General features: G+C 52.1%; 21 protein-coding genes and 1 riboswitch. All 21 genes read right to left on the reverse strand.

Going from position 1 to position 25,641, the window contains the following annotated elements; translation table 11 throughout:
* Positions 1-2 precede the first annotated feature (2 nt).
* The gene (locus AC53GJ_RS16335) at positions 3-7,130 is read right to left on the reverse strand and encodes an FG-GAP-like repeat-containing protein (RefSeq protein WP_496729291.1); all 7,128 of its coding nucleotides are present in this window, start codon (positions 7,128-7,130) and stop codon (positions 3-5) included.
* A gap of 337 nt (positions 7,131-7,467) precedes the next feature.
* Positions 7,468-7,884: a hypothetical protein gene (locus AC53GJ_RS16340; protein ID WP_496729292.1), complete on the reverse strand. Its 417-nt coding sequence runs from the start codon at positions 7,882-7,884 to the stop codon at positions 7,468-7,470.
* A gap of 61 nt (positions 7,885-7,945) precedes the next feature.
* Positions 7,946-9,268, reverse strand: a complete 1,323-nt coding sequence (locus AC53GJ_RS16345) for a FliI/YscN family ATPase (protein ID WP_496729293.1) — start codon at positions 9,266-9,268, stop codon at positions 7,946-7,948.
* Positions 9,261-9,914 carry a FliH/SctL family protein gene (locus AC53GJ_RS16350; protein WP_496729295.1) on the reverse strand — a complete coding sequence of 218 codons (654 nt, stop codon included), beginning with the start codon at positions 9,912-9,914 and terminating at the stop codon, positions 9,261-9,263. Before AC53GJ_RS16350 ends, AC53GJ_RS16345 begins: the two co-directional genes overlap by 8 nt.
* Before the next feature lies 1 nt (position 9,915).
* Positions 9,916-10,935: a FliG C-terminal domain-containing protein gene (locus AC53GJ_RS16355; protein ID WP_496729296.1), complete on the reverse strand. Its 1,020-nt coding sequence runs from the start codon at positions 10,933-10,935 to the stop codon at positions 9,916-9,918.
* Positions 10,916-12,688 (reverse strand): flagellar basal-body MS-ring/collar protein FliF, encoded by a 1,773-nt coding sequence (gene fliF / locus AC53GJ_RS16360; protein ID WP_496729297.1) that lies wholly within the window; start codon positions 12,686-12,688, stop codon positions 10,916-10,918. Before fliF ends, AC53GJ_RS16355 begins: the two co-directional genes overlap by 20 nt.
* Positions 12,689-12,697: 9 nt before the next feature.
* Entirely contained in the window at positions 12,698-13,039 is a 342-nt protein-coding gene (gene fliE, locus AC53GJ_RS16365) for a flagellar hook-basal body complex protein FliE (protein WP_496729299.1), read from the reverse strand.
* 21 nt (positions 13,040-13,060) lie between these two features.
* Complete coding sequence (locus AC53GJ_RS16370; protein WP_496729301.1) at positions 13,061-14,365, reverse strand: sigma-54-dependent transcriptional regulator; 1,305 nt, start codon at positions 14,363-14,365, stop codon at positions 13,061-13,063.
* Positions 14,366-14,384: 19 nt separating this feature from the next.
* Positions 14,385-15,224, reverse strand: a complete 840-nt coding sequence (locus AC53GJ_RS16375) for a MotY family protein (RefSeq protein WP_496729303.1) — start codon at positions 15,222-15,224, stop codon at positions 14,385-14,387.
* A gap of 184 nt (positions 15,225-15,408) precedes the next feature.
* A riboswitch (cyclic di-GMP riboswitch) is annotated at positions 15,409-15,499 on the reverse strand.
* 315 nt (positions 15,500-15,814) lie between these two features.
* A complete protein-coding gene (gene flhA, locus AC53GJ_RS16380; protein ID WP_496729305.1) occupies positions 15,815-17,887 on the reverse strand; it encodes a flagellar biosynthesis protein FlhA in 2,073 nt (690 codons plus the stop codon).
* Entirely contained in the window at positions 17,884-19,038 is a 1,155-nt protein-coding gene (gene flhB, locus AC53GJ_RS16385) for a flagellar biosynthesis protein FlhB (RefSeq protein ID WP_496729306.1), read from the reverse strand. Before flhB ends, flhA begins: the two co-directional genes overlap by 4 nt.
* 9 nt (positions 19,039-19,047) lie before the next feature.
* Positions 19,048-19,839: a flagellar biosynthetic protein FliR gene (gene fliR / locus AC53GJ_RS16390; RefSeq protein WP_496729308.1), complete on the reverse strand. Its 792-nt coding sequence runs from the start codon at positions 19,837-19,839 to the stop codon at positions 19,048-19,050.
* On the reverse strand, positions 19,836-20,105 hold the full coding sequence (locus tag AC53GJ_RS16395; RefSeq protein WP_496729310.1) for a flagellar biosynthetic protein FliQ: 270 nt from the start codon (positions 20,103-20,105) through the stop codon (positions 19,836-19,838). The genes fliR and AC53GJ_RS16395 overlap by 4 nt, the downstream gene beginning before the upstream one ends.
* Complete coding sequence (gene fliP, locus AC53GJ_RS16400; protein WP_496729312.1) at positions 20,102-20,860, reverse strand: flagellar type III secretion system pore protein FliP; 759 nt, start codon at positions 20,858-20,860, stop codon at positions 20,102-20,104. The genes AC53GJ_RS16395 and fliP overlap by 4 nt, the downstream gene beginning before the upstream one ends.
* Positions 20,853-21,260, reverse strand: a complete 408-nt coding sequence (locus AC53GJ_RS16405; protein ID WP_496729314.1) for a FliM/FliN family flagellar motor switch protein — start codon at positions 21,258-21,260, stop codon at positions 20,853-20,855. Before AC53GJ_RS16405 ends, fliP begins: the two co-directional genes overlap by 8 nt.
* Positions 21,257-22,138 (reverse strand): hypothetical protein, encoded by an 882-nt coding sequence (locus AC53GJ_RS16410; protein WP_496729316.1) that lies wholly within the window; start codon positions 22,136-22,138, stop codon positions 21,257-21,259. Before AC53GJ_RS16410 ends, AC53GJ_RS16405 begins: the two co-directional genes overlap by 4 nt.
* Before the next feature lie 15 nt (positions 22,139-22,153).
* Positions 22,154-22,585: a hypothetical protein gene (locus tag AC53GJ_RS16415; RefSeq protein ID WP_496729318.1), complete on the reverse strand. Its 432-nt coding sequence runs from the start codon at positions 22,583-22,585 to the stop codon at positions 22,154-22,156.
* Positions 22,586-22,593: 8 nt separating this feature from the next.
* A complete protein-coding gene (locus tag AC53GJ_RS16420) occupies positions 22,594-23,598 on the reverse strand; it encodes a flagellar motor protein MotB (RefSeq protein WP_496729320.1) in 1,005 nt (334 codons plus the stop codon).
* Positions 23,595-24,452 carry a flagellar motor stator protein MotA gene (motA, locus tag AC53GJ_RS16425; protein WP_496729322.1) on the reverse strand — a complete coding sequence of 286 codons (858 nt, stop codon included), beginning with the start codon at positions 24,450-24,452 and terminating at the stop codon, positions 23,595-23,597. The genes AC53GJ_RS16420 and motA overlap by 4 nt, the downstream gene beginning before the upstream one ends.
* A 16-nt stretch (positions 24,453-24,468) precedes the next feature.
* Entirely contained in the window at positions 24,469-25,185 is a 717-nt protein-coding gene (locus AC53GJ_RS16430) for a FliA/WhiG family RNA polymerase sigma factor (protein ID WP_496729324.1), read from the reverse strand.
* A gap of 8 nt (positions 25,186-25,193) precedes the next feature.
* Positions 25,194-25,622: a flagellar basal body-associated FliL family protein gene (locus tag AC53GJ_RS16435; protein ID WP_496729326.1), complete on the reverse strand. Its 429-nt coding sequence runs from the start codon at positions 25,620-25,622 to the stop codon at positions 25,194-25,196.
* Between the last annotated feature and the right edge of the window lie 19 nt (positions 25,623-25,641).

Consider the following 25,641-nt stretch of genomic DNA (forward strand, 5'->3'; position numbering starts at 1 on the left):
TGTCAGCCCCTTTTATCACGTAGTCGAAGATGATAATAACTCGAATAGGGTTGTGCTGCAGCCAGCAGAGTAACCGCATAAGACGGGGGCATGGTTAGAACTAATGAGACCTGATCTGTTGGCATAAAAGCTAGGTCATGCAGTCCATCGTGAAACTCGGCAAAAGCATCCATGTAAGGCCCTCTCCCCACAGTTTGCATAAAGTTTGACTTGTCGTATGCCCGACCAATTTCTGAGGATTTTAACGTACCATTTTCCCATTTTTCGTATAGCTCTTTAGGTAGTTGTTTACCCACGTCTGACTCACCGCGTTGACCAAAATGAGGCGTACCATCTTCGTTATATGCCTGACCAGTCTGTTTGCTGATCCTTGAGCTAAGTTTTCGATAAATCGCACTCGTCCCCATAGTAACCGTTTGTGTCAACGCCGCCATTCTTGCCCCTTTCGCACAACCGCTACCGGATACTTCACCCGCGGCACATCCACCCAAAGCCGCTCCTCCAATACGGGTTGCAGCATCGCCCCAACCACTAACAGCCCCAGCATTGGCAAAGCCCCCAGCAGCTCCTGAAATTGCCCCCGTCACAGCACCACGCAACGCCCCTGTCAGTTTACCTGTTTGCAAACCACCACCAACAAAGCCGCCAGCGGCACCGGCCATTGCTCCTGCTACCATAGATCCTGCTGTCGTTAATGTGGCCGCAGTGGCGGCTGTGGTTGCCGTCGCAGCTGTTGCCGCCGTCCCCCATGTAGCCCCCCAAGTAGATACCCAGCTTGCTGCCGCTCCAGCTGTATACACAACAACGGCAATCGCAACTGCAGCTTTCCAATATTTCTTAATTGTGCGTTTCAACCCACTCAAAAAATACCCACTCGGATCGGTATAAGTCATCGGGTTATTCAGCACATACGAATACCGATTATAGCCTTGCGAATATTCCGGGAACTGCAGCGTCGGATCCGCCTGCACAAATCTCGCAAGCACCGGGTCATAGATCCGGCCGTTCATATGAATAATACCCAGATCCGCCACATGCTCGTGGCCGGTGTAACCCCGTCGACCGGCGCTGGCCGTCAGCAACTGACTGGCACTGCCGGCCAGAATCTCGGTTTGTTTTCCCCAGGCATCGTGCAGATAATGCGCCACCAACTGGCCGCTGCCATTGGTAACTGCGGCGGTTGACCCCTGCGCATCCCCATGCAGCACTTCATACTGGTACAGACTGCTGTTCTGTTTTAACGCCACCACCACCGGACCCAGATACCAGCGATGTTCTGTCGTCACCACATTGTTTACTTTGCTTTCCAGCAGCTCATAACTTTTACCGACATACCAGGTTTGGCTCTCTTTGCTGCCATTGACATCCTTGCGGTAAATCCGCTGGTTATCCGGGGCATAACTGAAATTGGTGCTGGCACCGGTTTTACTGATGCTGGTCACCATATCCTGCTGGTTATAAGCAAAATTGCGGCTGCCATCTTTAAGCACATTGCCATGCAAATCATAACTCAGACTGCGATTGACAGTGCCGCTGGTGCTTAGCAGCTTAAACGGATTGGCTGTATCATACTGATAACTGCCAACCCCAGATTTACTGAGCAAATTGCCCAGGGAATCGTAGCTGAAAGTTTCAGTCATGGAGCTCACCAGACCACCAAGCGCCGCCGGATTGCTGACCGTCAGTGCACGTCCGGTTAAACGCTGATGACCATCATCGCTATAACTGAAGCTTTCATTAACACTGCTCGCCTGACCGAGACTACGCTGATATACCGCATTGCGGGTTTTTGTATCACCGCGGTTGGTATAACTGTAACTAACCTGATATACATTCTGGCCACCAGCCACTGCCGTGATACTTTCAATAAAACCCCGTTCCGGCTGATACTTGACGCTGCGCGTCGCATTACCGACAAAACGCATTGCGGTGATCCGACCGGCATCATCCATTGCCGTCACCGCTGACAACTCGGTGCCATCCTGCTGCACAATACGGTCCTGATAACCAGCGGCATTATAGCCAAGATAAACCTGCAGGCTATTAGGCAGAATTTGACTACTGACCCGGCCATAACTGTCATAATACTGCCCTTGCAGGAACTCTTTGGCGACATCCACTCCTTCGGGTTTCGACAATATCTGCGTCAGCTCTGGCCGGCCATAACTATCAAAGCTGTGTTTTTCCCGATAATCCGGCGCTACTGTTGTTGCACACTGAGTGGTTTTACTCCGTTGATAACGACTCAGCTCCAGTAATTTACCATTGTCCCGCGTCGCCGGATTACGACCATAGCTGTAACACACCAGCTCAGAGCTATTTTGCTGCGTCAGTAACCGGCCAACATGGTCATAGTTGTTATAGCTAATCTGACCATGTTCATTACGCTGTAATGTAAGCTCATCAAAACCATTGTAGCCATACAACCAGGTGCCTTTAGTCGAATCTGTCTGCTGCAGTTTTCGACCGTAACGATCATAGACATTACTTAGTGTGACTTTATGCCACACTTGAGTGGCTTGAGTTGCCGCAGTCACTCGCTCGGCCGCATCCACCAGGGCAAACACCCGCTGCTGCAACACGTTACCAAAAGCGTCATACCAGAACTGAACTTTACCGGTCAGTGCCGGCTTTACCCCAAGGTAAGGATCCGTGGTTTCAAAAGTACGGCCCAGTGCATCTTTGACTTCATCCCGCCAGTAGCCAGCTTCATCTTTAGTCCGGGTACGCAGGCCCTGATAATCAATCTCCACTGTGCTGCCATCGGCATGGGTGGTGGTCTGTAATCGTCCATAACGATCATAACTATAACTAGTGTATTTGGCGTTGGCCTCCCGCTGTGCCGGTTCAGCCTGATATTCTCTGCTTAAACGGCCCTCGGCATCATAACTGACGGCGGTTTGCTTCCAACTGCCATCAAACCCCTGCTGCAGTTTTTTACTGATCCGACCAAAACTATCTGTAATTTCAGCACGTTGCGGGGCTCCGGGCTGTTGCAGTTGGCTAATCAGCACGTCGTTGCTACCACAGAAAGTGCTAAGACTGCTGCTAGCACAGCTTTGCAGATAGCTGCTGGTCATATTGCCATCGGCACCGATTTGCTGATAAGTCTCACCCCAGGCATTTAATTTGCTGACCGTGGTCAGTTGATTCGGATCTGTCACTGTCACGCTATAGATCCGGCCTGTTGGTGCTGTCGAACCGTTGTACAGATAAGTTTCGGCTAAACCGCCACTGTTAGAACGCGCGATTACTACTCTGTGATCAGCGCTGTAGTTAATTGTTTCAACCCGACTGCCACTGGTCGTTGTGACTGTGGTTTTTTCTTTTAAACCGACCGGAGTGTACTCATATTTTGTACTGCGATAGTTAGTTTGATCACATTGGTCAGCCGCCGGAGCTGCTAACGGGTTTGAAGCAGTTGATTGACACTCGGCAGCAATAGTCTCGGTTTCCAGCATGCCATGCTGGTTATAAGTAAAGTCACTGCGCCGGGTCAGCGTGGAATAGGGCTGAACATTGGCCAGAGTATGCTGAGTTTTCTTCACCGTGGTCTGAGACAAACGGCCAAAGCGGTGACTCTGAGTAACGTCCCCCCAGCCGCCATAGCTGTTATTGGTCTCCGTGGTCAGCAATAATTGCTTTGCCACCCCTGGATTGTATTGTTTAATCACGGTTTTGGTCAGATTCCCCCAGGCATTCTCACCTGTTTGACCCTGATCATATTCATGGCTGGTTTCAACATGCTGTACCTCAAACAGCGCGCCATTGGATCCAAGCTGCGAGCCAGTTTCAACACTGGATTTTAAATAAACAAACACACCGCTGTCCGCTACGGCTTTCATATCCCAGACCGATGTGGCTTTTGCCAGTAATACCTTGCCATCAGCTGTGGTCGATACCGTTTCCACCGGCCGACCGATAAAAGGCCAATGTTGCAGATACTTAGTCGTCGTGACGATGCCGCTTTGTTTGTCAATAGTACTGAGCTCAGCAAACCCCAGCGACCCGCGGCCTTTTTTATGCACCAGGAAACCTTTGTAACGATAATCCACCGTCAGCAGTTGCTCTGTTCCCTGCGCAGTTTTATTGGCCACAGAACTGACGCTGCTGACCAGCCACATGCCACTTTGTGGCGCCAGATAATCCGGATGGACATTGCCATTGGCATCAAAGGCCGGTGCCGGCGTAAACACAGCCCCTTCGCCGCGAACTCCAGCATGCTGATAACGAATAGCAGTGCTGACCCCATAACCATTGGTGATTTTGGTTAACTTATGCACTGGTTTTTGTTCAATCAGGCTGGTTTTATACAAAGTCCAGGCTGAATTTACTGCAGTGCTGCTGGTGTATAAATCCAGATCACCATCACCTTCGGCATCGGCAAGCTGGACTGAGGTTTGGGCACTGACGTTATGAAGCAGTAAGTCGGTTTTCTGGGCAGTGATATACCACTGTCCCTGATGATCCCGGCTCCCCCAGTAGACCGACATTTTCAGCGCACTTCTGACGATGTTTTCCGTCGGGGATTGACCGTTGTCACAGCGATCTTCCTGATTGACTTCATAAGGGGGAATACCGTCATAAGGGTTACCAGGACAGATGTAAGTCCGGGTCGTTTCGCTATTTGGCGCAATTAAGTCCAGAATACCGTTCTGATCGAAGTCCACCCACTGCAGCAAATGCTGTGTATCCTGCCCGGTCACAATATCGCTGAGCAGTAAGGGCGTGGCTGGCTCAAACGGCGCACTATTGCCGCCATTCGATAACCGGTAATACAGAGTGCTGCCCACTTTATAAACAACATCGGTCAGCATATCACTATTTAAATCCACCAATTTTGCGTCAGTGAACTCAGTGTCGAGTGAAACCAACCGATAACTGAGATTTTGGGTGCCGTTATTAAGCAGCAAAACAGATTTTGTGTTTACTTTCGTCGTGCCAATTGGATAAGGCGCGGTGGCTGGGGGGACAAAAACAGCTCTGGTACTGAGCGTTAATAACAGATCGGCATTGCCATCGCCGTTAAAGTCGCCGACCGACTGTTTCGGTACAATCAGATCACGATACACTGCTTGTTTGCGCATACCATTGCCCGGATTGACAGGTTCTGTCGGCCAGTGTTCGTCCAGCAGCGTCATCACTGTTATCGGCTGGCTGTTAAAACTACCACCGAGATTGCGATAGGCTTGCAAGGTTTTGTTAGCGAAAAAAGTCCAGTCGGCCAGACCATCCCCATCAACATCAGCAAACATCGGCATACTGCCGTTATAGGCAATGCCGGTATTGAATTCGTCGGTGTAACCGCGCTGGTAAGTAACCACAGTACAACGCTCCAGTTCCGGGTCGTCTGGCTGGGAGTTTTTATAGCGGGGCAAACATTGGGTTTTCTCGCGGCTGCTTGGGCTATAAGTGCGAATACGCCAGCTACCGCCTGCTACATAGACAAAATCCGGATAAGAATCACCATTCAGGTCCGCCAGGGTAAACTGATCCGCACCAGCCAGCGCAGTGGTGATATTTTCGCTAACACCATTGATCCGGCTGATTAAAGTTTTGCCATCAGCACTGGTATAAATGGCGTCAGTGATACCATCACCATTGACATCGGCAAACTGACTGGTATTGCGAACTGGCGTCGTCAGCACATTCGCGACGCCAGGCCCCATGGCAAAACCCGGTAGTGACTGGTAGTCAAATCGCAGTTCTTTTTTACAATCCTGCCCCTGCGTGCCGCTGGCACTGGCTTCACCGACGGACAAACATTCCTGCACCGAGTTCAGATAATTAAAAGCATTATCCTGATAACCCAAATGATAAAAACGATAACTTTCATCATCTTGTTTAATATGCAAATAATCCAGCCGGTGTTTTCGCTTGACTGCAACCCCATTGCTATAGAGCAGTTGCGGCGAACGGTCAGCCTGGTAAAACGGCAAAATTTTTGCTTTACCATAGGCATAGCTGATTTCTTTTAATAAAAACTCGCCAGCCGTTGCCTCGTCAGGCCCTTGCTGGTAATAACTGAAGTTGATGGCGTTATTAAACTGGTCTTTAATTTGACTCACTGCCCAGCCAGTCGCGACCTGATGACCAGCCAACAGATAATCACTACTGCCACCACCGAACAAATGGGTTTCATTGGCTTTATTCACTAGACTAAAAGCGGTCGGCCCACTGGCATTGTTCGCTGTGATAGCAATCCGGGAAAAATCATCAATTTCCAGCCGATAAAGCGACCCTGCCGCGCCATAATTACCTGAGATGTACATCAGACGCTGACCATCCAGACAATAGGCATCGTCTTTGGTATATTGCGGACTCTGGTTATAACCGTCTTGCACTATGGTTTTACCACAACGGCTGATCATCGAGGTGCCGGACAAACTCCAGCCCATCCCGGCAATACCATCCGCTGCGCCACTGTTGTAGTTCAGCGATACTTGTGGCTGCACGCCGGCAATGCCTGCCGGGATAGCAAGTGGAATACTGTAACTGACCTGACCACTTTCATCGACCCGGAAAGCGCCAGCTGTGATACCGGGATGATTGCCTTCCTGCAAATCGGCGGGTTTACCGGTATACACCACCCGTCCGGCGAGCTGATTCAGATGGACCTGGCCCTGACTGTCAACAATGTCAAGAATACCGTCGTTGTTGACATCGCGCAGGCTAAAACTATTGCCAAGCGCTGGTGAGCCCTGTTCAGCGGCCACAGTGCGGAATCCGCCCTGTTTTTGCCGATAAACTACGACAAAGGGCACTGTTGGGTGACGAATGGCCAATAACATATCTTCCAGACCGTCACCATTCAGATCGGCATATTTCAGCGTTTCCAACGTGCCAGCACCGGGAATTAATCCCAGGCTATGCCACTCCTGTTCGGTCATCACCTGAGTTGACCACTGACCATTGCCCTGGTCCAGCACTTTCAGGTAACCATCAGTTGGCATTACATAGAGCGGAATACTGATATCGCCATGCAACAGCACAAACTGTTTTGGCGCTTTGAGGAAAATGCCACCCTGAGCATTGGTAAAATAGTCATAACTGCGCGTGGCGGCACTGGCCGTCGTTACAACCAGCGCGCAGACAGAAATCACTATTGCTTTTAACCAGCTAGACCACATATTTTCCCTCAATTCAACGTCAAAGTTAACAATTGGTGCTTATGTAAAAAAAATAGCAATATTACCTGTATAACTGTTCACTAAACAATGCATTGACTCATTTTTTTGCACAAAAACCATCCAAAAAAAACAAGTATGAGTCTTCATATTGGCTGACAGAGGATCGATAGCGCGGTGGCGAGCGATAAAAAAAACAACAAAGCTGCCAGGCCAGTGGTTCAGGCCGAAACCTGCTGGACTGACGGCGGTGACTGGTAGTGGTGACTGGTAGTGGCGGCTATTTTTCGCGGCTGGCTGCTGCCAGCACAAATGCAAGGGAAGCTGCTGAACGCAAACTTCAGCCTGAACGTTGTAGCTGCAACAATTGCATGGCAATTTCGTCCGATTGTTGTTGTTCTTGCCGTTGTTGGCGTTGCTGCTGCTGACTATCGCGTTTTGCCAGCACTGTGGCAATGCCTTTGCTGTAGGCGGCCTGTTTTTGACAGACCTGCTGCTGCTGCAGTAACTCTGCACTGGCGGCCGCGGTTTTTTCTTGTTGCTGCTGCTGCATCTGTGTCAGCACCCCTTTCATCGCGGCCAGGTTTTGCAAACCAAGCGCCGATTTCATCTGCGGCGGCGCTTCCAATAACCCTAAATGTTCTGTCAGCAGCTGCAGTCGCCGCTGTTCCTGCTGCGTCTGCAGACTAAGCTGTTGTTGACGTTGACCCATTTGCAGCAACCGGTCTTGTTGCAATGCCAGATACTGTTTTAACATCCGCTCACCTCGCATGGTCTTGCCTGAACAAGCAGCACTTCTTCACCTGCAGCACAGCCGCTTAGCTCAGCAGCCGTGCCAGTTCCTGTTGTGAGCTCTCGACGCTAAAAGATTGCTGCAAGCCCTGACATAAAAACTGTTCAATCGCCGGATACAACCGCACGGCCTTGTCCAGTTCAGCATCTTTGCCGACCTGATAAGCGCCGAGCGGGATCAGCTCCTGTACCTGTAAATACCTGCTGTATAACCGTTTTAACAGATAGGCCTGCCGCAGTTGACTGTCGGGCACTATCTGCGGCATCACCCGGCTGATGGACGCGCCGACATCAATAGCCGGATAATGGCCTTTTTCTGCCAATTGCCGGCTTAGAACTATATGGCCATCCAGAATTGCGCGGGCGGCATCCGCAATCGGATCCTGCTGATCATCCCCTTCTGCCAGCACGGTATAAATGGCGGTCATAGTGCCGGTGCTGTCGGCGCTATTACCGGCTTTTTCCACCAGTTGAGTCAGTTTACTAAAAACGGACGGCGGATAGCCTTTGGTCGCCGGCGGTTCACCGACCGATAAGGCAATCTCACGCTGGGCCTGGGCATAACGGGTTAAAGAATCCATCAGCAGCAATACATTCAAACCCAAATCACGGTAATAAGCCGCCAACCGGTGACTGAGTTCGGCCGAGCGTAGCCTGAGCAATGGCGATTGATCGGCAGGGGCAGCAATCACGATGGCTTTTTGCAGTCCGGCCGGGCCCAGGCTCTGTTCGATAAAATCTTTCACTTCCCAGCCGCGCTCGCCAATCAGCGCCACTATCACCACATCGGCCTGGGTAAAGCGGGTCATCATGCCGAGCAGTTTACTTTTACCCACGCCAGAGCCGGCAAACAGGCCCAGCCGCTGACCACGCCCGACGGTAAACAGGCTGTTGATGGCGCGAATGCCAACATCCAGGCTGTCATGCACGCCTTTTTTCTGTAACGGATTGACGGCCGCCAGGCCCGCGCTGATCCAGTCGCCTGTTGCCAGCGGCGGCAAACTATCCAGTGGCTGCATCAGCCCGTCCAGCACCCGGCCGAGCAAAGCGGTGGAGACCAGTAACTGACTGGCCTGTGGCGCGGCCCGCACCCTAGCACCGGCTTTTAAACCGGCCACCTGACAAAGCGGCATTAAAAAGGCCTGCGCCGGTTCAAAGCCAACCACTTCAGTGTCAAACCACTGGCCAACCTCGCCTTCCACCTGATAACGCTGGCCCAGGGTAAAATCACAACCGGCGGCTGTTAAAATAATGCCGCTGACCCGGAGCAAACGGCCATAACGACAGACCGCATCCACTGGCACCGCTTGTTGCCTGGCTGCAGCTAAAAGGGCACTAAAATTAGTCATCAGCGACGGTCACTCCAGCGGGCCATAACTGCTGACGCAGCGGTTGCAGCGCTTGCTGTAGCCGTATAGCAAAATCCAGCTGATACAGTTGCTGTTGCCCATTAAGCTGCACCACACCTGAAGGCAAATGGGGATCTGTCAGCAGCGGGATTTGTGCCAACTGGCTGATGCCGACAAAAAGCGCCGCGTCTTGCACCGAAACAGCAATAGACTCCAGCGTATCGGTCAGCGCCAGCTCAGGCACTAAAGTCGCCACCGCCTGTTGCAGCAGCCTGGGTTGCAGTTGCAATTCAGCCGCCAGCACAGTCGTTGCCAGTTGCTCCACCAGCAGGTAAATTTCTTGCGCCAGTTGCTCATCCCGCCATTGCAGTTGCTGGTTAAACTGCTGACTTAACAGCGTAAGCGCTTGCGCTTGCCTGGCCGCAGCCTGCTCGGCCGCTAATTGCAACTGCTGCGCCATTAAGGCTTCAGCGGCTTGCTGCCCGGCTTGCAAACCACAGTCATAGGCTTGCTGTTGCGCCTTGGCAATACCCGCCAGATAACCCTGTTGATAAAAATGCTCATTGGGGTGTTGCACCTGTGCCAGGCCATGCTGACGTTGCAATAGCGGAAAACGAAAACTCAGATCGGTCGCGTTGTTTGGCATCTCAACCTACCGTTTCTTCCGGATATAACCGGTATTCATTCCAGCCGCTGGCAATCATTTTTTTCACCATCGCCATAATTTCAGCCCGCGCCGCTTCGACTTTACGCACCGGTTGCGGTTTCATGCTGTCAATTTGCTGCCGGTACACTTGCGCCAGCCGTTTCGGCAACACGCCCAGCAGGTTTTCAGTTAATTGCTGATCGGCGCCTTTGAGGGCCGTCACCCAGAGTTCATCCGGAATATCGGTCAGTAACCGGCTTAATACCTCTTCAGTTTGTCGGCTTAAGCTAAAGAAATCATACATTTTGTCTTCAATGGCTTCGGCCATCCGGGTATCGTGCATTTTTAGCAGATCCATCACTTCCGCTTTATTGCCGCTGTATCTGTTCATAATGTCGGCCACTTGCTGCACGCCGTTCACCCGAGCGCCCACCTGCTCACCAACATAGTCAATACAACGTTCCAGCGTAAACCGCAGATCTTCAATCACATGTTCACTGACTTCACGCATGTTGGCGATCCGAAACAGCATGTCGTCATGCTTTTGCGCCGGGAATAATGCCAGTACCGCACTGGCCTGATCGGCTGGCAAAAATGCCAGGATCAGCGCCTGCATCTGAATATGTTCCTGCTCCATAAAACGCACCAGCAACTCGGCTGGCACCCATTCCAGTCGGCGGATATCGTCCGCCAGCGCGCCACCATAGATGTCATCCAGCATGCCGCGCGCCAGCTTACGGCCGACGGCTTTATCCAGCGCCCGCTCCAGATAGAGTCTGGACGCACCACTGACCCCACTTTCGTTGCGGTAGCAGTCAAAAAAATCATTGAGAATTTGTGCCACATTGTCCTGAGTGAAATTGGCAATCTTTGCCATCCGCTCCGACAAAGCCCGCACTTCATTGCGGCTGAGTTTTTTGATAATACCGGCGGCATTTTCTTCACCCATGCTCAGCAATAAGATCGCAGCACGGTCTAAGTCAGAAATCTGTTTTGGTGCATCAGCTCTTAACGGATTCAATGGACACTCCTCGTTCGATCCAGAATTTAATGACCGCCGTCACCCGATCAGATTCACGGTTGGCGAGTAAATGTAAATGATTGATTTGCTCGGCAAACTCAGAGCCGACCTGAGGTAAATCCAGCGCCGGTTGTAAGCCAGCCTGATTGGCGCTGGCTGTGGCCGCACCCGCGTTGCTATTCGCATCCAGCAGTGCCGGCGCCGCAGCCAGGGCTTGATCATCCGCCGGCTGGCCACTGAGGCTGTCGGCAGTGCCATTGTCAAAACGCCGGTTTGGGTTTAGCTCTTTGTTTTTGCGGCTCACCAGATGATTCACCAGCGGCCTGACACCAAAAATAACCAGCGACAGGCCAATCAAGGCACCAATCAGGTAACGGGAATATTCTTTCACTTCCGGCAACCGCCACCAGGCCATGCCTTCGAGCTGAGCTGCAGCATCAGGCCGGACAAAAGCGAAGCTACTGATATGGAACTGATCGCCGCGCTCAGCCTGAAAACCTGTGGCGGTTTTCACCATCTCACCCAGTTTGGCCAGTTGCTCCGGCGTCCAGCTTTTCACCGTGCTGCTGCCATCTGCTGCCACCACTTCAACTTCATTGATCAGCACCGACACACTCTGGCTGCGAATACGGCCAATCTCAAAGCGGGTGTGAGTGACCGCTTTGCCAGTGGCAAATTGCCGGTTCATTTCATTGCGCTGTGAGGTGCGCTGATTATCATCAAGCTGCGGTGCTGGCGCGCCCTGTTGCTGTTGCACCGGCGGCTGGTTGGCCAGTGAACCCGGAATGCCCATCGCTAGTTGATCCGACATCGCATCGGTTTTACTGGTTTCGCGCGTGAGCACCCCTTCTTTATCCAGCGCTTCGCGGGTTTCTTCCACCACATTAAAATCGACATCAGCCGAGACCTGGATGCGGTAATTACCCTCGCCTAAAATCGGCAGCAACATAATGGCGGCGCGCTCTTCAATATTGCGCTGTACCTTGTCGATAAAAGCGAGTTTTTTATCGGTTTCTTTGCCAACAGGTGTGGCATCAAACAAGTCACCACTGACCAGTTTACCGCGTTGATCCACCACCGACACTTGCCGGCTGTCCAGCCCCGGAATACTGCCGGCCACCAGACTGACAATAGCTTCGACTTGCTCAGGTTTAAGCTGATATCCTGGCGCTAAATCCACCATCACCGAAGCCGCTGATTTTTCTTCCTGCCGGCCGACAAATAAATTGCGTTTTGGAATGGCCAGATGCACCCGCGCATTGCGCACGCCATCCATGGTGATGATAGTGCGGGCTAATTCGCCTTCAAGCGCATGCTGATACTGCATCGACTCCATAAACTGACTGGTGCCCATGCTGACTTTGCCCTGCATCGCCGATAAGCCTTCTGGCATTGCCGCTTTAATACCACGCGCCGCCAGCGTGATGCGGGCATCGGCCAGCCTGTCCTGCGGCACCATAATATTGCCGCTGTCGGTATCAATCCGAAACGGGAACTGTTCTTTGTCCAGCACTTCGACGATGCCGGCTTTGTCATAATGTTCCTGACTGCCATACAAGGGCACATAATTTTTTGCCGAGGTCCACAATATCACCACTATAGTGGCGGCCACCAGCGTTGCCAACAGGGCAATCGAAGCCAGGCTTTTATCTCCCTGCGGCAGGAAATTGATTTTATTCGACATATTGATCACGCGCTCACGAATGCGCTGATCGGCAGTCACTGGCACTGCTTTAGCAAGTTCTGTTTTCATCACAAAGCCTTATAACGACATACGCATGATGTCATCGACACCATTCATCACTTTGTTGCGAATTTGCAGCAACATGGAAAAACTCAAATCGGCTTTCTGGCTGGCGACCATAGCGCCGACCACATCGTCACTGCGGCCGGCATCTACGGCGGCCATCAGGTTAGCGGCAACATTCTGCTCCTGATTCACCGCCCGGATCACCTGACTAAAATCAGTGGCAACGCCACTATCCTGCGGCGCCGGATTGAGGCTGAGTGACTCATTGCTGGCGATTTGCTGCAACCTGGAAAATTCGGTCATTAAAGACTGCTGGGTCAGACCCGGGGTGGAGATAGTCGTGATTGGCGTCATGGTCGGATTTCCTTGAAAGACTCAGGCAACTGCATCAATATCAACGCCATGCTCACGCATAGCAGCCAGTTTGTAACGAAGAGCGCGGGTACTGACCCCAAGCGCTTGCGCCGCCTTGGTGCGATGACCATTAAACTGGTTCAGCACACCCAGGATGTAATCAAATTCGGCGGTTTTTTTGTTTTGTTTCAGTGCGTTCACTGGTATGGCTGTCGCAGCCTGCACCGCGACTGGTAAGTTTAAATCAACCGCTTGTACTTCCATGCCACGCGCCATCACCAGCGCGCGTTGCACCACGTTTTCCAGCTCACGGACATTGCCGGGCCAGCTGTATTGCGTCAGCATCTGCCTGGCCTCTGGACTCAGCAAAAATTTACCTGCGCCATACTTTTGCAGAAAAAACTCAGCCAGCGGAATAATATCGTCTCGGCGTTCCCGCAAAGCCGGCCAGCTGAGTGGCAGCACATCAAGCCGGTAAAACAGATCCTGCCGGAACTGGCCTTTGTCGACCAACTGGCGTAAATCCTTGTTACTGGCAGCAATAATCCGCACATTCAGTTTAATTTTGCTGTGACTACCCAGCCGCTCCAGCTCACGTTCCTGCAATACCCGCAATAATTTTGCTTGTAAGGCATAAGGCAACTCTGAAATTTCATCCAGCAACAAGGTGCCACCATTGGCGGCTTCAAATTTACCGATTTGCTGACTGACAGCGCCGGTAAAAGCGCCTTTGTTGTAGCCAAATAAGATAGCTTCAAGCATATTTTCCGGGATAGCCGCACAGTTCACCGCGACATAAGGCTGCTCGCGCCGGCCGGACACATTGTGAATGTATCGTGCCAGCCGCTCTTTGCCGGTACCGGACTCACCATGCAATAACACTGTGGCATCGGTCTGGGCGGCACGATTAGCCAGTTGCAACACCTGCCGGCTGCCGATAGAGACCGCCACCAGATCTTTTAAACCAAAGCTAACCGAAGCGGCATTGCGGATCACATGCTGTAACTGCAGGCTGTTAAAAGGTTTCAGCAGATAATCAATGGCGCCATACTGCAGGCTTTGCGCCGCCAACTGATGTTGATCTTTGGCCACCAGCACAATAATTTGGCAAGACGGATGACGTTTTTTTAATAAGGTCATCAGTTCAGTGGTGCCAATCTCCGGCAATGGCGCCGCCAGCACCACAATGGCCGGTTCGGCCTCACTGCAGCAATTGAGCAAGCTGGTCAGATCGGATGCATGTTGCAGCTGAAAACCTTCAGCTTTGACACAATGCAGCACTTGTGGCGCTGGCTTGCATTGTTCAATCCAAAGTAAATCTTTCATATTCATCTGCTCTCTGTAGTTAAGCCGGAGTCCGGATCAAACGGATAACAACCCGCCTGTTATGTTTGGTGGCCGCTAGCGGCTGCACCGGCGGGTATCTGTTGCCGTGGGCACGGATTTCAATCTGCTGTTTTGGCACGCCAAGTTCAATCAAGCGGGAAGCGACGTCATCCGCTCTTTGTTCTGATAACAACCGATTTGCCAGACTAGTCGGGGCATCGTCACTGTGACCGTCGATCAGAATTTTGCGGATCTTGCGATCCTGTTTGATATAACTGGCTAACTGGCTTAACCAGGCCAAGGCATTGCTATCGGGTAAAGCCGCACCTTTAGCAAACAAAACTTCAGCATCACGTGCTTGCTCCCAGCGCATTGGCAGCAGCTTGCTGATACAAAGCTGAAACTGTTGCATCGCCTGGTCAAATTGCAGATTAGGCACTTGCAGCTGTAAGGTTTGTCCCGGCATGTCCAGCGTCAGTTGCAGCCAAAAGCCTTGCTGTAATTGCTGCAGCACCACGGGCACCTGCTCGTCAAAGCTGGCATATTTGGGGTAAATAGCAGAAGGAGAAAACCGCAGCGCCGGCGCCAGAGTTTCAGGTTGCCAGCCAGCCGGAACCAGTTGGCCCTGCACATCCTGTAACTCCAGATGGGCGGCATCCAGCTGTAAAACCAGCTGGATCTGACCGCCGGGCTCTTGCTGAAAATTTAAGGTTGCGATGTTTCCCAGCGACTGGGACATCCGGCAGCGGAACTGATCGCCGCTGATCTGCCATTTTGCCTGATCAACGGCTGGCAGATACTGCTGATCGACGGCACTCATTGCCGGTGTCAGCCAAAGATGTAACAGGAGCTCTAGCACGTTTATGTATCCTTTTAACCACATGAACCAACCAGCAAAACCATGCCGGCTAACCATCTTGTTTTAAAAGGCAACGCATAGACCAAGTATTCAGACAGTGTGGACACTCTCTGAGCGCTTGCAGTGACCCATCGGCATCTAAACTGGCATAGTTTGCCAACATGCAGACGTTGGTGTCGCTTGTTCATGCAACCCCGCTATCAATGGGATCCGAAGATCCGGTAGACCGGAGGCTTTGCGTCCTGACTTTTCAGTACAGTTTGCCTTTTAATTCCTAAGCTCTGTGTGCATCAGATGGCAGCATGTTGCAGCCAGACTGAAGTGACTCAAAATCACGAATAAACATACCGCCACCAGTTGCATCACTGGCTGACACTGCCGGACCTGAAAGGTCTGACAAGTCGCGGTAACAGCAGTTGGAACTTGCTGTTTACAAAGAAAAATTTCTTTCAACTTTGTACACTAGCCTCGCAATATAACATGTTCATATTGCGAATCACTACGTTTATTTCGCCACATTTTCGTTAAAACACCGGTTATGAGCGACCAATCTATGTGTTGCGATTTAATTTTGTTGTTTTGTCGGTTGACTAGCCTAAAGTCCCCACAATATTGACTCTGATTTGTTCCGGAATTTCGTTATAAGACAGCACCACCAGATTGCCCTGGGTAAAGCTGCGGGCATAACGCGCCAATAAAGGCCTTAACTGCGGTAACACCACCAGCACCGGCGCATGTCCCAGCCGCTGCATTTGCGTTTTCAGCTGTGGCATTGCTTGCTGGAACTGGCTTAATAAATTCGGTGCCACCGGAAAACTATCCAGCGCCACTTTGCCCGCTTGCATCGCCTGATTCAGCGCGCTTTGTAAGGTTTGCTCCAGCTTGTCATCCAGGCTGTAGGCCGCCAGTTCATCATTGTCACCGAGCAATTGCCGCACCAGTGCCCGCTGCAGGGCACAACGCACATCGGACACCAGTAAAATCGGATCTTTGGTCACTTCAGCACTGTCCAGCAGCGCAGTGGCGATGGTCACCACATCAGCCAGACTGACCTGCTCGGTCAGCAACAGCCGGTAAACTTTTAGCTGTAAATTGGCAGTCAGCGCTTTTTCCAGATTTTCCGCCAGGCTTGGCGCGACCTGCGCCAGCCGCTTATTGAATTGCCGGACATCTTCAAACAAAAACAAATCGGCCAGATGTTCCTTCACCACTTTGCCAATATGGGTGGCAATGACAGTCGCAGTATCGACCACTGAGTAGCCCAGATTGAGCGCCTGGGCTTTTTGTTCCGGTTCAATCCAGACCGCATCCAGGCCATAGGCCGGATCGGTTGCGACTTCACCATCCATCTGGCCATAGGTTTCGCCGGTATTGAGCGCCAGTAATTGCTGTGGCCTTAACTTACCGCCAGCCACCGCCACTCCGGCTAACTTGATTTGATATTCCTGCGGATTCAGTTTCAGACTGTCACGCACCCGCACTTCCGGCAGTAAAAAACCGGCTAATTCGGATAGCGTTTTACGCACACCGCGTAAGGTTTGTAATAAGCTTTCGCCTTGTGTCTGATCGGCCAGATACACCAGCCTGAAACCCAATTCCACCGACAAGCGGTCAACCTGCGGAATATCTTCCCAACTCAAACCAGGCGTTTGCTGACTGATTTTTTCTGTCAGTGCTTCGACTTCGGCATAACTGCGGCCGTGCTGTTTTTTCTGCATCTGCCAGGCGGCAAACAGCAAAGGTGCGGCAAACAATAAAAATGCTGCTGTCGGCATGCCAGGCACTAACCCCAGCACTGTCATCACCAGACCTGCAGTCAGCAGCACCCGTGGCGCTGCCAGTAATTGCCGGCCAACTTCATCCGACATCTCGCCTTCATCATTCATCCTTGTGACGATAATGGCCGCTGCCACCGACATCAGCAGGGATGGCACTTGCGCCACCAGACCATCACCTATGGTCAGCAGCGCATACCGCTGAAATGATTCACCCAGACTCAGGCTGTGCATAAACACGCCGATGGCGATACCGCCGAGCAGGTTGATAATCAGGATAATCAGACCGGCAATAGCATCACCACGGACAAACTTAGAGGCACCATCCATCGAACCATAAAAATCGGCTTCACTGGCAATCTGCTGCCGCCGTTGCTTCGCTTGCTCAGGCCCAATTAAACCGGCATTTAAGTCGGCATCGATCGCCATCTGTTTGCCCGGCATCGCGTCCAGCGTAAAACGGGCCGCCACTTCGGAGATCCGTTCGCCACCTTTGGTGATCACCACAAAGTTGACCACCATCAGGATGACAAACACCACCATACCCACCACATAGTTGCCGCCAATCACCACTTCACCAAAGGCCTGGATCACCCGGCCGGCGACGTCAGTGCCTTCATGACCGTGCAACAACACCACCCGGGTGGACGCCACGTTCAGCGTCAGCCGTAATAGCGTGGCCACCAGCAACACGGTCGGAAACACCGAAAAATCCAATGGCTTTTTACTGGATACCGCCACCAGCAACACGATAATCGACAGCACTATGTTGAAGGTAAACAACATATCCAGTAGCCAGCCGGGCAGCGGCAGGATCACCATCGCCAGAATAGCCAATAACAACACCGGAATGGCGGTATAAGGTTGAGTCAGGGTACGCCAGTTCAATTCAGACTTCCTTCAGGCCGCGGCTGCTGCTGCAGACCGGCGGGTATCGTTAACACCGGCAAAGGTGCGGGTTCACGCCCACGCCCTTGCTTATAAGCTTTGAGTTGCATCACATACGTCAGCACATAGGCCACGGCGCTATACAGCCCCTTTGGCACTTCCTGATCGACCCGGGTCGAAAAATAAATCGCCCGCGCCAGCGGCGGTAACTGCAGGATCTCCAACTGATGCCGCTCTGCCACTTCGCGGATCCGCAGCGCCATCTGGTCAACGCCTTTGGCCACCACATAAGGCGCCTTGGCTTTTTTCTCTGAGTATTTCAACGCCACCGCATAATGGCTCGGGTTGACAATAATCACATCGGCAGTCGGCACCTTGTCATCAATACGCCGGCTGGCGATTTGATACTGAATTTGCCGGATCCGGCCTTTGATCTCCGGATTACCATCCACAGATTTGCGATCCTCTTTCACTTCCTGTTTGGTCATCTTTAATTTATTGCTGACCTTCAACTGCTGATAAGGCACATCAATCACCGCCACCAGCAGCAGCACCAGCGCCAGCATCATCAAACTAAACGACACCAGTTGCAGCCCTTCCCGAGCGGCGGTGGCTAAATCCATCCGTTGTAAAAACAACAAACGGGTCGTCAGGTGGCTCAGCAAGCCCCAGAGGGCGCCACCCAATAACGTCACTTTGACGATGGATTTCGCCAGCTCCACCCAGCTTTCACTGCCAAACATCCGGCCAAGACCCGCAATCGGATCCATGTTGCTCATTTTTGGCCCCAGCAATTTGCCGGAGAAAATCATCCCGCCTGGTAGCATCCCCGCCAGCCAGCTGCCGATAAACAAAGTCAGCAAATAAGGCAAACTGGCACCCAGCATCTGTAACAAGGCCTCCCCCAGCGCTGCGGTCATCAGGTCATCGCGTTTTAACGCGTCTTTGTCCAGTTGCCAGCTGCTTTGCAGCACATTGACGAATAACGCCATCAGCATGTCGGCAAACCACAACAGCGCCGAGCTGCCGAGTAACAACAGCAACGCCGTGTTCAGTTCTTTTGAACGTGCCACCTGGCCGTCGGCTTTGGCTTTACGCAGCCGCTGCTCGGTGGGTTGTTCGGTTTTATCCTGACTGCTGTGTTCACTCATGCTGCTGACTCATGGTGCCAACCTTGAATGCATCGCTTGTTGCATCTGCAGCAACACGTACTCAGACAAGGTAAAAAAATGTTCACCCATCTGGCCTAACGTCAACAGCACACAGACAAAACCTAATAACAACGTCATCGGAAAACCTAACGAAAACAAATTCATACTTGGAGCCGACCGGCTGGCCACGCCAAAGGTTAAATTCACCAGCAACATGGCGATCACCGCTGGCAGTGCCACCAGCAAGGCGGCGCCAAACATCCAGCCAAACAATTTCAGCAGCAGCGCTAAATCCAACTGATACAAACTGCTGCCGACCGGCCAGAGCACAAAACTGTCCACCAGCAGATGCAAACTGATCAAATGACCATCCAGTGCAAAAAACAGCAAAGCGGTCATGATCCAGAACAATTGGCTCAGCACCGACACCTGATCGCCGCTGCCCGGATCCATCATCATCGCCATCGACAAGCCCATCTGCATCGAAATCATCAGGCCGACCAGCGCCAGCACTTCAAACAACATCCGTACGGCACAGGCCATAATCACCGCAAACAGGATTTGTTCCAGCGTGACAATGGCACCTTGTACTGAAAACGGGTCCACTGCCGGCACCTCAAGGCCTGCTGACAGTAAAAAACTTAAAAACAGCGCCAGCAGAATACGGGCTCTGGGTGTCACCGCCGGATTGTCATACACCGGCAAGGCCCAAAAAAACGCACTAAGCCGGATAAAAGGCCACCAGATGCTGCCAAACCACAGCATCAGTTGCTCCACACTTAAATTGAGCAACGCACTCAACCAATAGCTCCCGGGATCAAACGGCTGAGTTCAGCAAAATAATCCAGTAATTTCTGGATCATCCAGTGGCCGGCAAATACCACCATTAATAAGGTCAGCAGCATTCGGGGTAAAAATGTCAGCGTTTGTTCCTGAATGGATGTCGCGGCCTGAAACACCGCCACCAGGATCCCCAGCAGCAAACCCGGCACAATCAACACCAGCAACATTTCGATAATGGTAAAAATGGCTTTACTAATCAGCTCAGTTGCCATGCCCGGATTCATGGTGCAGCTCCAAAAGTCGCCGCCAGGGTGCCTGCCACCATAGACCAGCCATCGGCCAGCACAAAAATCATCAGCTTAAATGGCAGGCTGATAATCAGCGGCGATAACATCATCATGCCCATCGACATCAACACACTGGCGACTACTAAGTCGATGATCAGAAAAGGAATAAACAACATAAAACCAATCTGAAACGCCGTGGTCAGTTCACTGAGCACAAAAGCTGGCAGCAACACCTCAAAGGGCACATCAGCCGCTGCCATAGTGGTTGGTTCATTGGCGATGCGCAGCACCTGCTGTAATTCATTTTCGCGAATTTGCGCCAGCATAAACTGCCGCACCGGCACTTCAGCCCGCGCTATGGCCTGCTCCAGCGTAATGCTTTCGGCCTGATAGGGTTTGACCGCGTTTTGATACACGTCTTGCCAAACCGGTCGCATAATTAACAGGCTCAGCATCAGTGCGATGCCAATTAAAATCCGGTTTGGTGGACTTTGCGCCAGGCCCAGTGCCTGGCGTAAAATCGCCAGCACAATAATGATGCGGGTAAAAGACGTCATCATCAGCACTATGCCGGGTAACAGACTCAGCACTGTCATCAGCAACACAATTTGCAGTTTGACGCTGTAATCCTGCCCCGCCGCTGTCTCATTGACCGACAGCAGGGTCAGCTCCTGCGCTGGGCCAGACAACGGCAGCAACAACAGCAGCAGCAACATGCCGAGCTTCAGCAGCACGGTTTGCCAGTTAGCCATCAACAGCTGCACCTGCAGCAGCCAGGCCCTGAGCGTCACTCTGGCCTGGACCACTCTGGCCTGGACTGACAAACTTCAGACCGTATTTACCATTCACCATCACCACTTCGGCTTTGGCAAATAGCACCCCGTTGACTTTGACATCCAGCGGCTCGCCGACTGCTTTATCCAGCGGCAATACATCACCAGCGCGGGCGTTGGCTAATTCACCCAGCGTCACTTCGCTGCTCGCCACTTCCAGCGTCACCGTCAAGGGCACATCCATAAATTTAGCCATGCCAGCAGCCTGACCACTCGCCTGCGGGGCAGTCACCGCACTGCCAGTCCCAAATAAATCTTCCATTTCCAGCAGATCCAGCTCGCCTAAACTGCCCTGAGTGTTTTGTCCGTCGTTCATCATGTGTTCTCTGCCAATTTGCTGATTTGAAACATTAATTTGTGGCCTTCTTCGGCGATATTGCCATAACAGAGCAGTTGCGGACCGAGCCGCAGCGGCATCTGCGCTAACAGCTCCAGTGGCAATAGCTGGCCTTGTAACCACAACTCAAGTTGCTGCACTGTCACTTGTTTGCGGGCCATTTCGACCTGCGCCCGCACCGGCAAGGGTTGCCAGTCCTTTAGTAACAGTGCTGGTTCGGCCCCCGGGCTGACCCGATCCGCAGCTTCGGTCTGAAATAACCCGACCGGCAGCCACAGGTACCAACTGACCACCACCTTGTCTAAAATAAACCGCACTTTGAGTGGTACATATCGATACAGATCCAGCGTCAGAGCTTGTTTGCAGACATGTGCAGTCAAAGGTAAATGCTGGTTAAACAGCAGTTGCAGCAACACTTGCGCCTGTTTTTGTAATAAACGGCAACTGATGCGCAGCTCCGAACTGCTCAGTTCGGCTTTTTCGCGGTACTGACTGCTGTCCGTCAGCTGCCCACCCAGAAATAAGTCCGCCATCTGATGCACCGCCTGGTGGTCCGCTGCCATCAGACAGTGCAGTTCCTGCGCCTGCAGCAGATCGACATCCAGCAGTAAAGTATCCGTTTGGGCCAACCAGGCATCCAGCCCGACGCCGCTGCATAAACTGACATCGACACTAAAGTCGACATCAGTCAGCATCCGGCCCAGTTCCAGCTGTAAGGCTTTGGAGTAATCCGAAAGCCGGCTTTGCAACAGCTGACTGGCCGCGGTAACTTGACGTTGTTGCCGGGTCAGGGCGTAGACCGGTAAGGCGGCAGCTGCTGAGGCCGGGATCAACTTTTGCGGTGGTTTTTTCTTATTCATCCAGTGTCACTCAGCTTAAAATTGTCGTCTCCGGCCATGGTTCGCAGACACCAGCCGGAAATGATTCTGTTGTAAAATAAAGGCTCTGCGCCGCAGTTTGCGCAGCAAGTTCAGCCGCACCGCCTGATCACGGCCCATCCACTCCAGGCCAAGAAATTCCAGTTTGTCATTGACGGTTTTCCGGTATCTCACCAGCGCCCGCACTTTGACGTCTTTGTCGTACTGCACCCAGCAGCGCTGTGGAATTTGATCTGAGCTCGACACCAAAATACCGCAGCCGCCCATACTCATATCTTTCACCACGGCAAATCCCAGCTCACCACCAAACCAGGAGTCACGCATCAGCGTCACAGGGATGCCTTTGGTCTGGCTATCGAGCGGCTGGGCCGGATCATAAAAGTACCAGCGATAAAACTGACGACCGGCGGTGTGTCGGATCAACGGCATAACAAATCCTAAGATTGGGTTCTAAGTACAGGCGCATTCTGCCGGGCCGCTTCAGCAGCTTGCTCCAGGGCATTGTTTTTATTTTCCGGCGCAAACATCTCCCGCAGCTGTTGCTCGGCTTTGCCGGTCAGAATTAAGATTTCAATCCGTCTGTTGTCACTGGCTCCAGGTTGGATTGGATTGAGCAACATGGTCTCGGCAAAAGCGCTGACCTGCGCCACTCGGGCTGCTGGCATGCCACCGGCCGCCAGCACCTGACGGGCTTGTAAGGCCCGGTCACCAGACAACTCCCAATTGCTGTATTGGCTACTGTTAAAGGCGGTGCCATCGGTGTGGCCGGAAATCAGCAATTTGTTATGAATTTTGCCAAACACCGGCGCTAGCTTCAGCAACAAGTCTTCAAAATAAGGCGTCATCGCCACCTGACCCCGCACAAACATCTGACGGTTTTCACTGTCGCGGATAATGACGCGCAAACCGGCCGGAATTTGCTCCACCACCAGATTGGCTTCGGCCTGGTTCAGTTCAGCAAACTGGCTGATGGCCTGCGCCAGCAGACTCAGATCCGGCGGTGAGTCATACTGACCACTGATCAAAGAATTCAGCTTGTCACCCACCCCAGCCGAAGGTTCTCTTTTGCCTTCGGGGATTTGCAGGTGCGCCGACATCCCCGCGACATAACTCTGCTGCGGTTCATGGGTCGACACTGCCATCTCAACCGGCGACGGCGTGCCGCCTAAATCGACCGGATAAGGGCTATTCATCGCATCAAACGGATGACTGTTACCGCCCAGAATCGACTGAGTGCGCATATAGGAGGCGACTTCAGTCCGCTCTTTCACGGTGGAGACTTCCAAAATCCACAACACCATAAAAAACGCCATCATCGCCAGGGTGAAATCAGCAAAGGCCACTTTCCAGGCGCCACTGCTTTTTTTAGCACTGTTGCCGCTATTGGCGCGGCGCCGCACCAGCACAGTGGCGGGCTTTTGCTCAGAACCAAAATTCATCATGCCGCCTTTTGATTGATCCAGCTTTCCATGTCAGTAAACGACGGTTTTAACTCTGCACTAATCAGTTTGCGGCCTGAATCAGTCGCGACCACAGCGACATGACCTTTCAGATGCGCCACCAGCACAGCCCGCACACATTCGAGCAAAGCGGTTTGCTTTTTGACATAAGCTTCCATCGCATTACTGAGTGGCTCCAGCAAACAATAACAACCAAAAATACCGAGGAAAGTGCCGACCAGCGCCGCCGCTACGTGGTAGCCAATATTGCTGAGCGGACCGTCCAGGTGCTGCATGGTGATAATAATGCCGCCAACCGCCGCCAGAATGCCAAAGCCAGGCATAGCTTCAGCGATGGTGTGAGTGGCTGAGGATGGTTTTAATTTGTGCTGCTCAATGGTCAAAATTTCCTGTTCCAGCACCGCATCCAGATCGTAAGCTGTACCTTTGGTCATACTGATTAACCGGATGTTGTCGCAGACAAAGGACACCAGCTCAGGCTCTGCCAGCACCGCCGGGTAAGAAATAAAAATCGAGCTGGTGGCCGGATTTTCCACATGCTCTTCCAGGCCACGAAAGCCTTTACTGCGAATGGTTTCCAGCAACTGATACATCAGTAATAACAATTCTTTATAGAGCTGGCTCTGATCCGGTTGTTTGACAAACTGGGCCTTGAGCTGACTGAGCAGCTCCTTCAGCACATAACTGCTGTTGCCGACGATTAACGAACCGATGGCTGCACCAAAAATAATGACAAATTCAGCCGGTTGCCACAGCATTGCCACATTACCGCCAGCAATGATAAAACCACCGATCACCGCCGCCAGTACCACGATAAAACCTACTATTCTTTGCATTGCCAATCCTGCCCTGTTACCACTGCGACAATTTTTTATTAAGTAATTCAATTGATTGCTTATGTAGCTGACAAACCCTCGATTCGGTCAGCTCCAGCACCAGCGCAATTTCTTTCATGTTCAATTCATGGCTGTAATAGAGTTGCAGCAACAATTTATTGCGCTCAGGCAACCCAGCCATGGCTTTTTGCAGCGATAACTTCAGCTCCAGCGGCGATAACGAGGTTTCCCCAAGCTCCGGATGCAGTTGTTGCTCCAGCATGGCATCCAGGCTTTCCATCGCTTCCGCCTGATCCAAATACATCAGTTCACTCAGTTGCTGACTGTCAATACCCAGATGCTGACTCAGTTCTTCCTGCGTTGGCACCCGGCCCAGTTGTCGCATCAAGGCCCGACTGTCATCACGAAATTGGTGGGCTTGCTGGCGTAGTTGCCGTGGCCGCCAATCGGTGCGGCGAAATTCATCCAGCATGGCGCCGCGAATACGTTTAAAGGCATAAGCAGCAAAAAGTTCATCCGGCGCCTTGCCGTAACGGCGAATGGCCGATAACAATCCGAGTAAGCCGATTTGCAACAAGTCATCATGGTCAACCACAGGACCAAGCAGACTGCGTAAATGCGCAGCAGCTCTTTTCACCAGCATGCTGTATTGCGCCAGCAAATTACTTTCATTCGCCACCACCTGCCCGGCAAGAGGTTGCGCCGCTTCTGACCAGAGGTTTTCTGCCAGCATCTGGATACCTACTGAATAAAAATATTGGTAATCAAGACCTTGTCTAACTGATGTTCAAATTTATTCTCAGTCAGGCTTTGATTAAAAGTGCTCAGCAACTGTTGCTGTACTTTGTCTATCTGTTGCATCGCCACTTTCACTTCCAAATGGCTGCTGCTGGCAAAATGCGCCACCAGCGCATTGCGTAATAACGGCGTCGCTTCTTTTAAGGCGGCAATAGTGCTGGCTTTATGGCTGACCAGCGTCAGTTCCAGTACCAGATATCTGGACGTTGGATCGCCCGCTACGCTCATAACAAATTTATCCATCGGAAAAAACAGCGGCCTTGCACTGAGTTCCTCCTCTTTGGGGGCACTGAAATACTGCGCAAAGCCAACATAACCAGCGACAGCACCACCAATCAGTAAGGCAATCAGCCCAAGTACCAGTTTATTCATCGAATTTTTCCTTGTTCCT

This window comes from Rheinheimera sp. B2H12, assembly GCF_059620065.1.

What these genes read in the sequence shown, in the direction of transcription:
- AC53GJ_RS16430 (WP_496729324.1), bottom strand. Translation starts at nt 25,185, where the DNA reads ATGCTGGCAGAAAACCTCTGGTCAGAAGCGGCGCAACCTCTTGCCGGG.
- AC53GJ_RS16420 (WP_496729320.1), bottom strand. Translation starts at nt 23,598, where the DNA reads ATGATGAATTTTGGTTCTGAGCAAAAGCCCGCCACTGTGCTGGTGCGG.
- AC53GJ_RS16395 (WP_496729310.1), bottom strand. Translation starts at nt 20,105, where the DNA reads ATGAATCCGGGCATGGCAACTGAGCTGATTAGTAAAGCCATTTTTACC.
- fliP (WP_496729312.1), bottom strand. Translation starts at nt 20,860, where the DNA reads ATGGCTAACTGGCAAACCGTGCTGCTGAAGCTCGGCATGTTGCTGCTG.
- AC53GJ_RS16405 (WP_496729314.1), bottom strand. Translation starts at nt 21,260, where the DNA reads ATGATGAACGACGGACAAAACACTCAGGGCAGTTTAGGCGAGCTGGAT.
- fliE (WP_496729299.1), bottom strand. Translation starts at nt 13,039, where the DNA reads ATGACGCCAATCACGACTATCTCCACCCCGGGTCTGACCCAGCAGTCT.
- AC53GJ_RS16435 (WP_496729326.1), bottom strand. Translation starts at nt 25,622, where the DNA reads ATGAATAAACTGGTACTTGGGCTGATTGCCTTACTGATTGGTGGTGCT.
- fliF (WP_496729297.1), bottom strand. Translation starts at nt 12,688, where the DNA reads ATGAAAACAGAACTTGCTAAAGCAGTGCCAGTGACTGCCGATCAGCGC.
- flhB (WP_496729306.1), bottom strand. Translation starts at nt 19,038, where the DNA reads ATGAGTGAACACAGCAGTCAGGATAAAACCGAACAACCCACCGAGCAG.
- AC53GJ_RS16370 (WP_496729301.1), bottom strand. Translation starts at nt 14,365, where the DNA reads ATGAAAGATTTACTTTGGATTGAACAATGCAAGCCAGCGCCACAAGTG.
- AC53GJ_RS16415 (WP_496729318.1), bottom strand. Translation starts at nt 22,585, where the DNA reads ATGCCGTTGATCCGACACACCGCCGGTCGTCAGTTTTATCGCTGGTAC.
- AC53GJ_RS16350 (WP_496729295.1), bottom strand. Translation starts at nt 9,914, where the DNA reads ATGCCAAACAACGCGACCGATCTGAGTTTTCGTTTTCCGCTATTGCAA.
- AC53GJ_RS16340 (WP_496729292.1), bottom strand. Translation starts at nt 7,884, where the DNA reads ATGTTAAAACAGTATCTGGCATTGCAACAAGACCGGTTGCTGCAAATG.
- AC53GJ_RS16345 (WP_496729293.1), bottom strand. Translation starts at nt 9,268, where the DNA reads ATGACTAATTTTAGTGCCCTTTTAGCTGCAGCCAGGCAACAAGCGGTG.
- motA (WP_496729322.1), bottom strand. Translation starts at nt 24,452, where the DNA reads ATGCAAAGAATAGTAGGTTTTATCGTGGTACTGGCGGCGGTGATCGGT.
- AC53GJ_RS16410 (WP_496729316.1), bottom strand. Translation starts at nt 22,138, where the DNA reads ATGAATAAGAAAAAACCACCGCAAAAGTTGATCCCGGCCTCAGCAGCT.
- AC53GJ_RS16335 (WP_496729291.1), bottom strand. Translation starts at nt 7,130, where the DNA reads ATGTGGTCTAGCTGGTTAAAAGCAATAGTGATTTCTGTCTGCGCGCTG.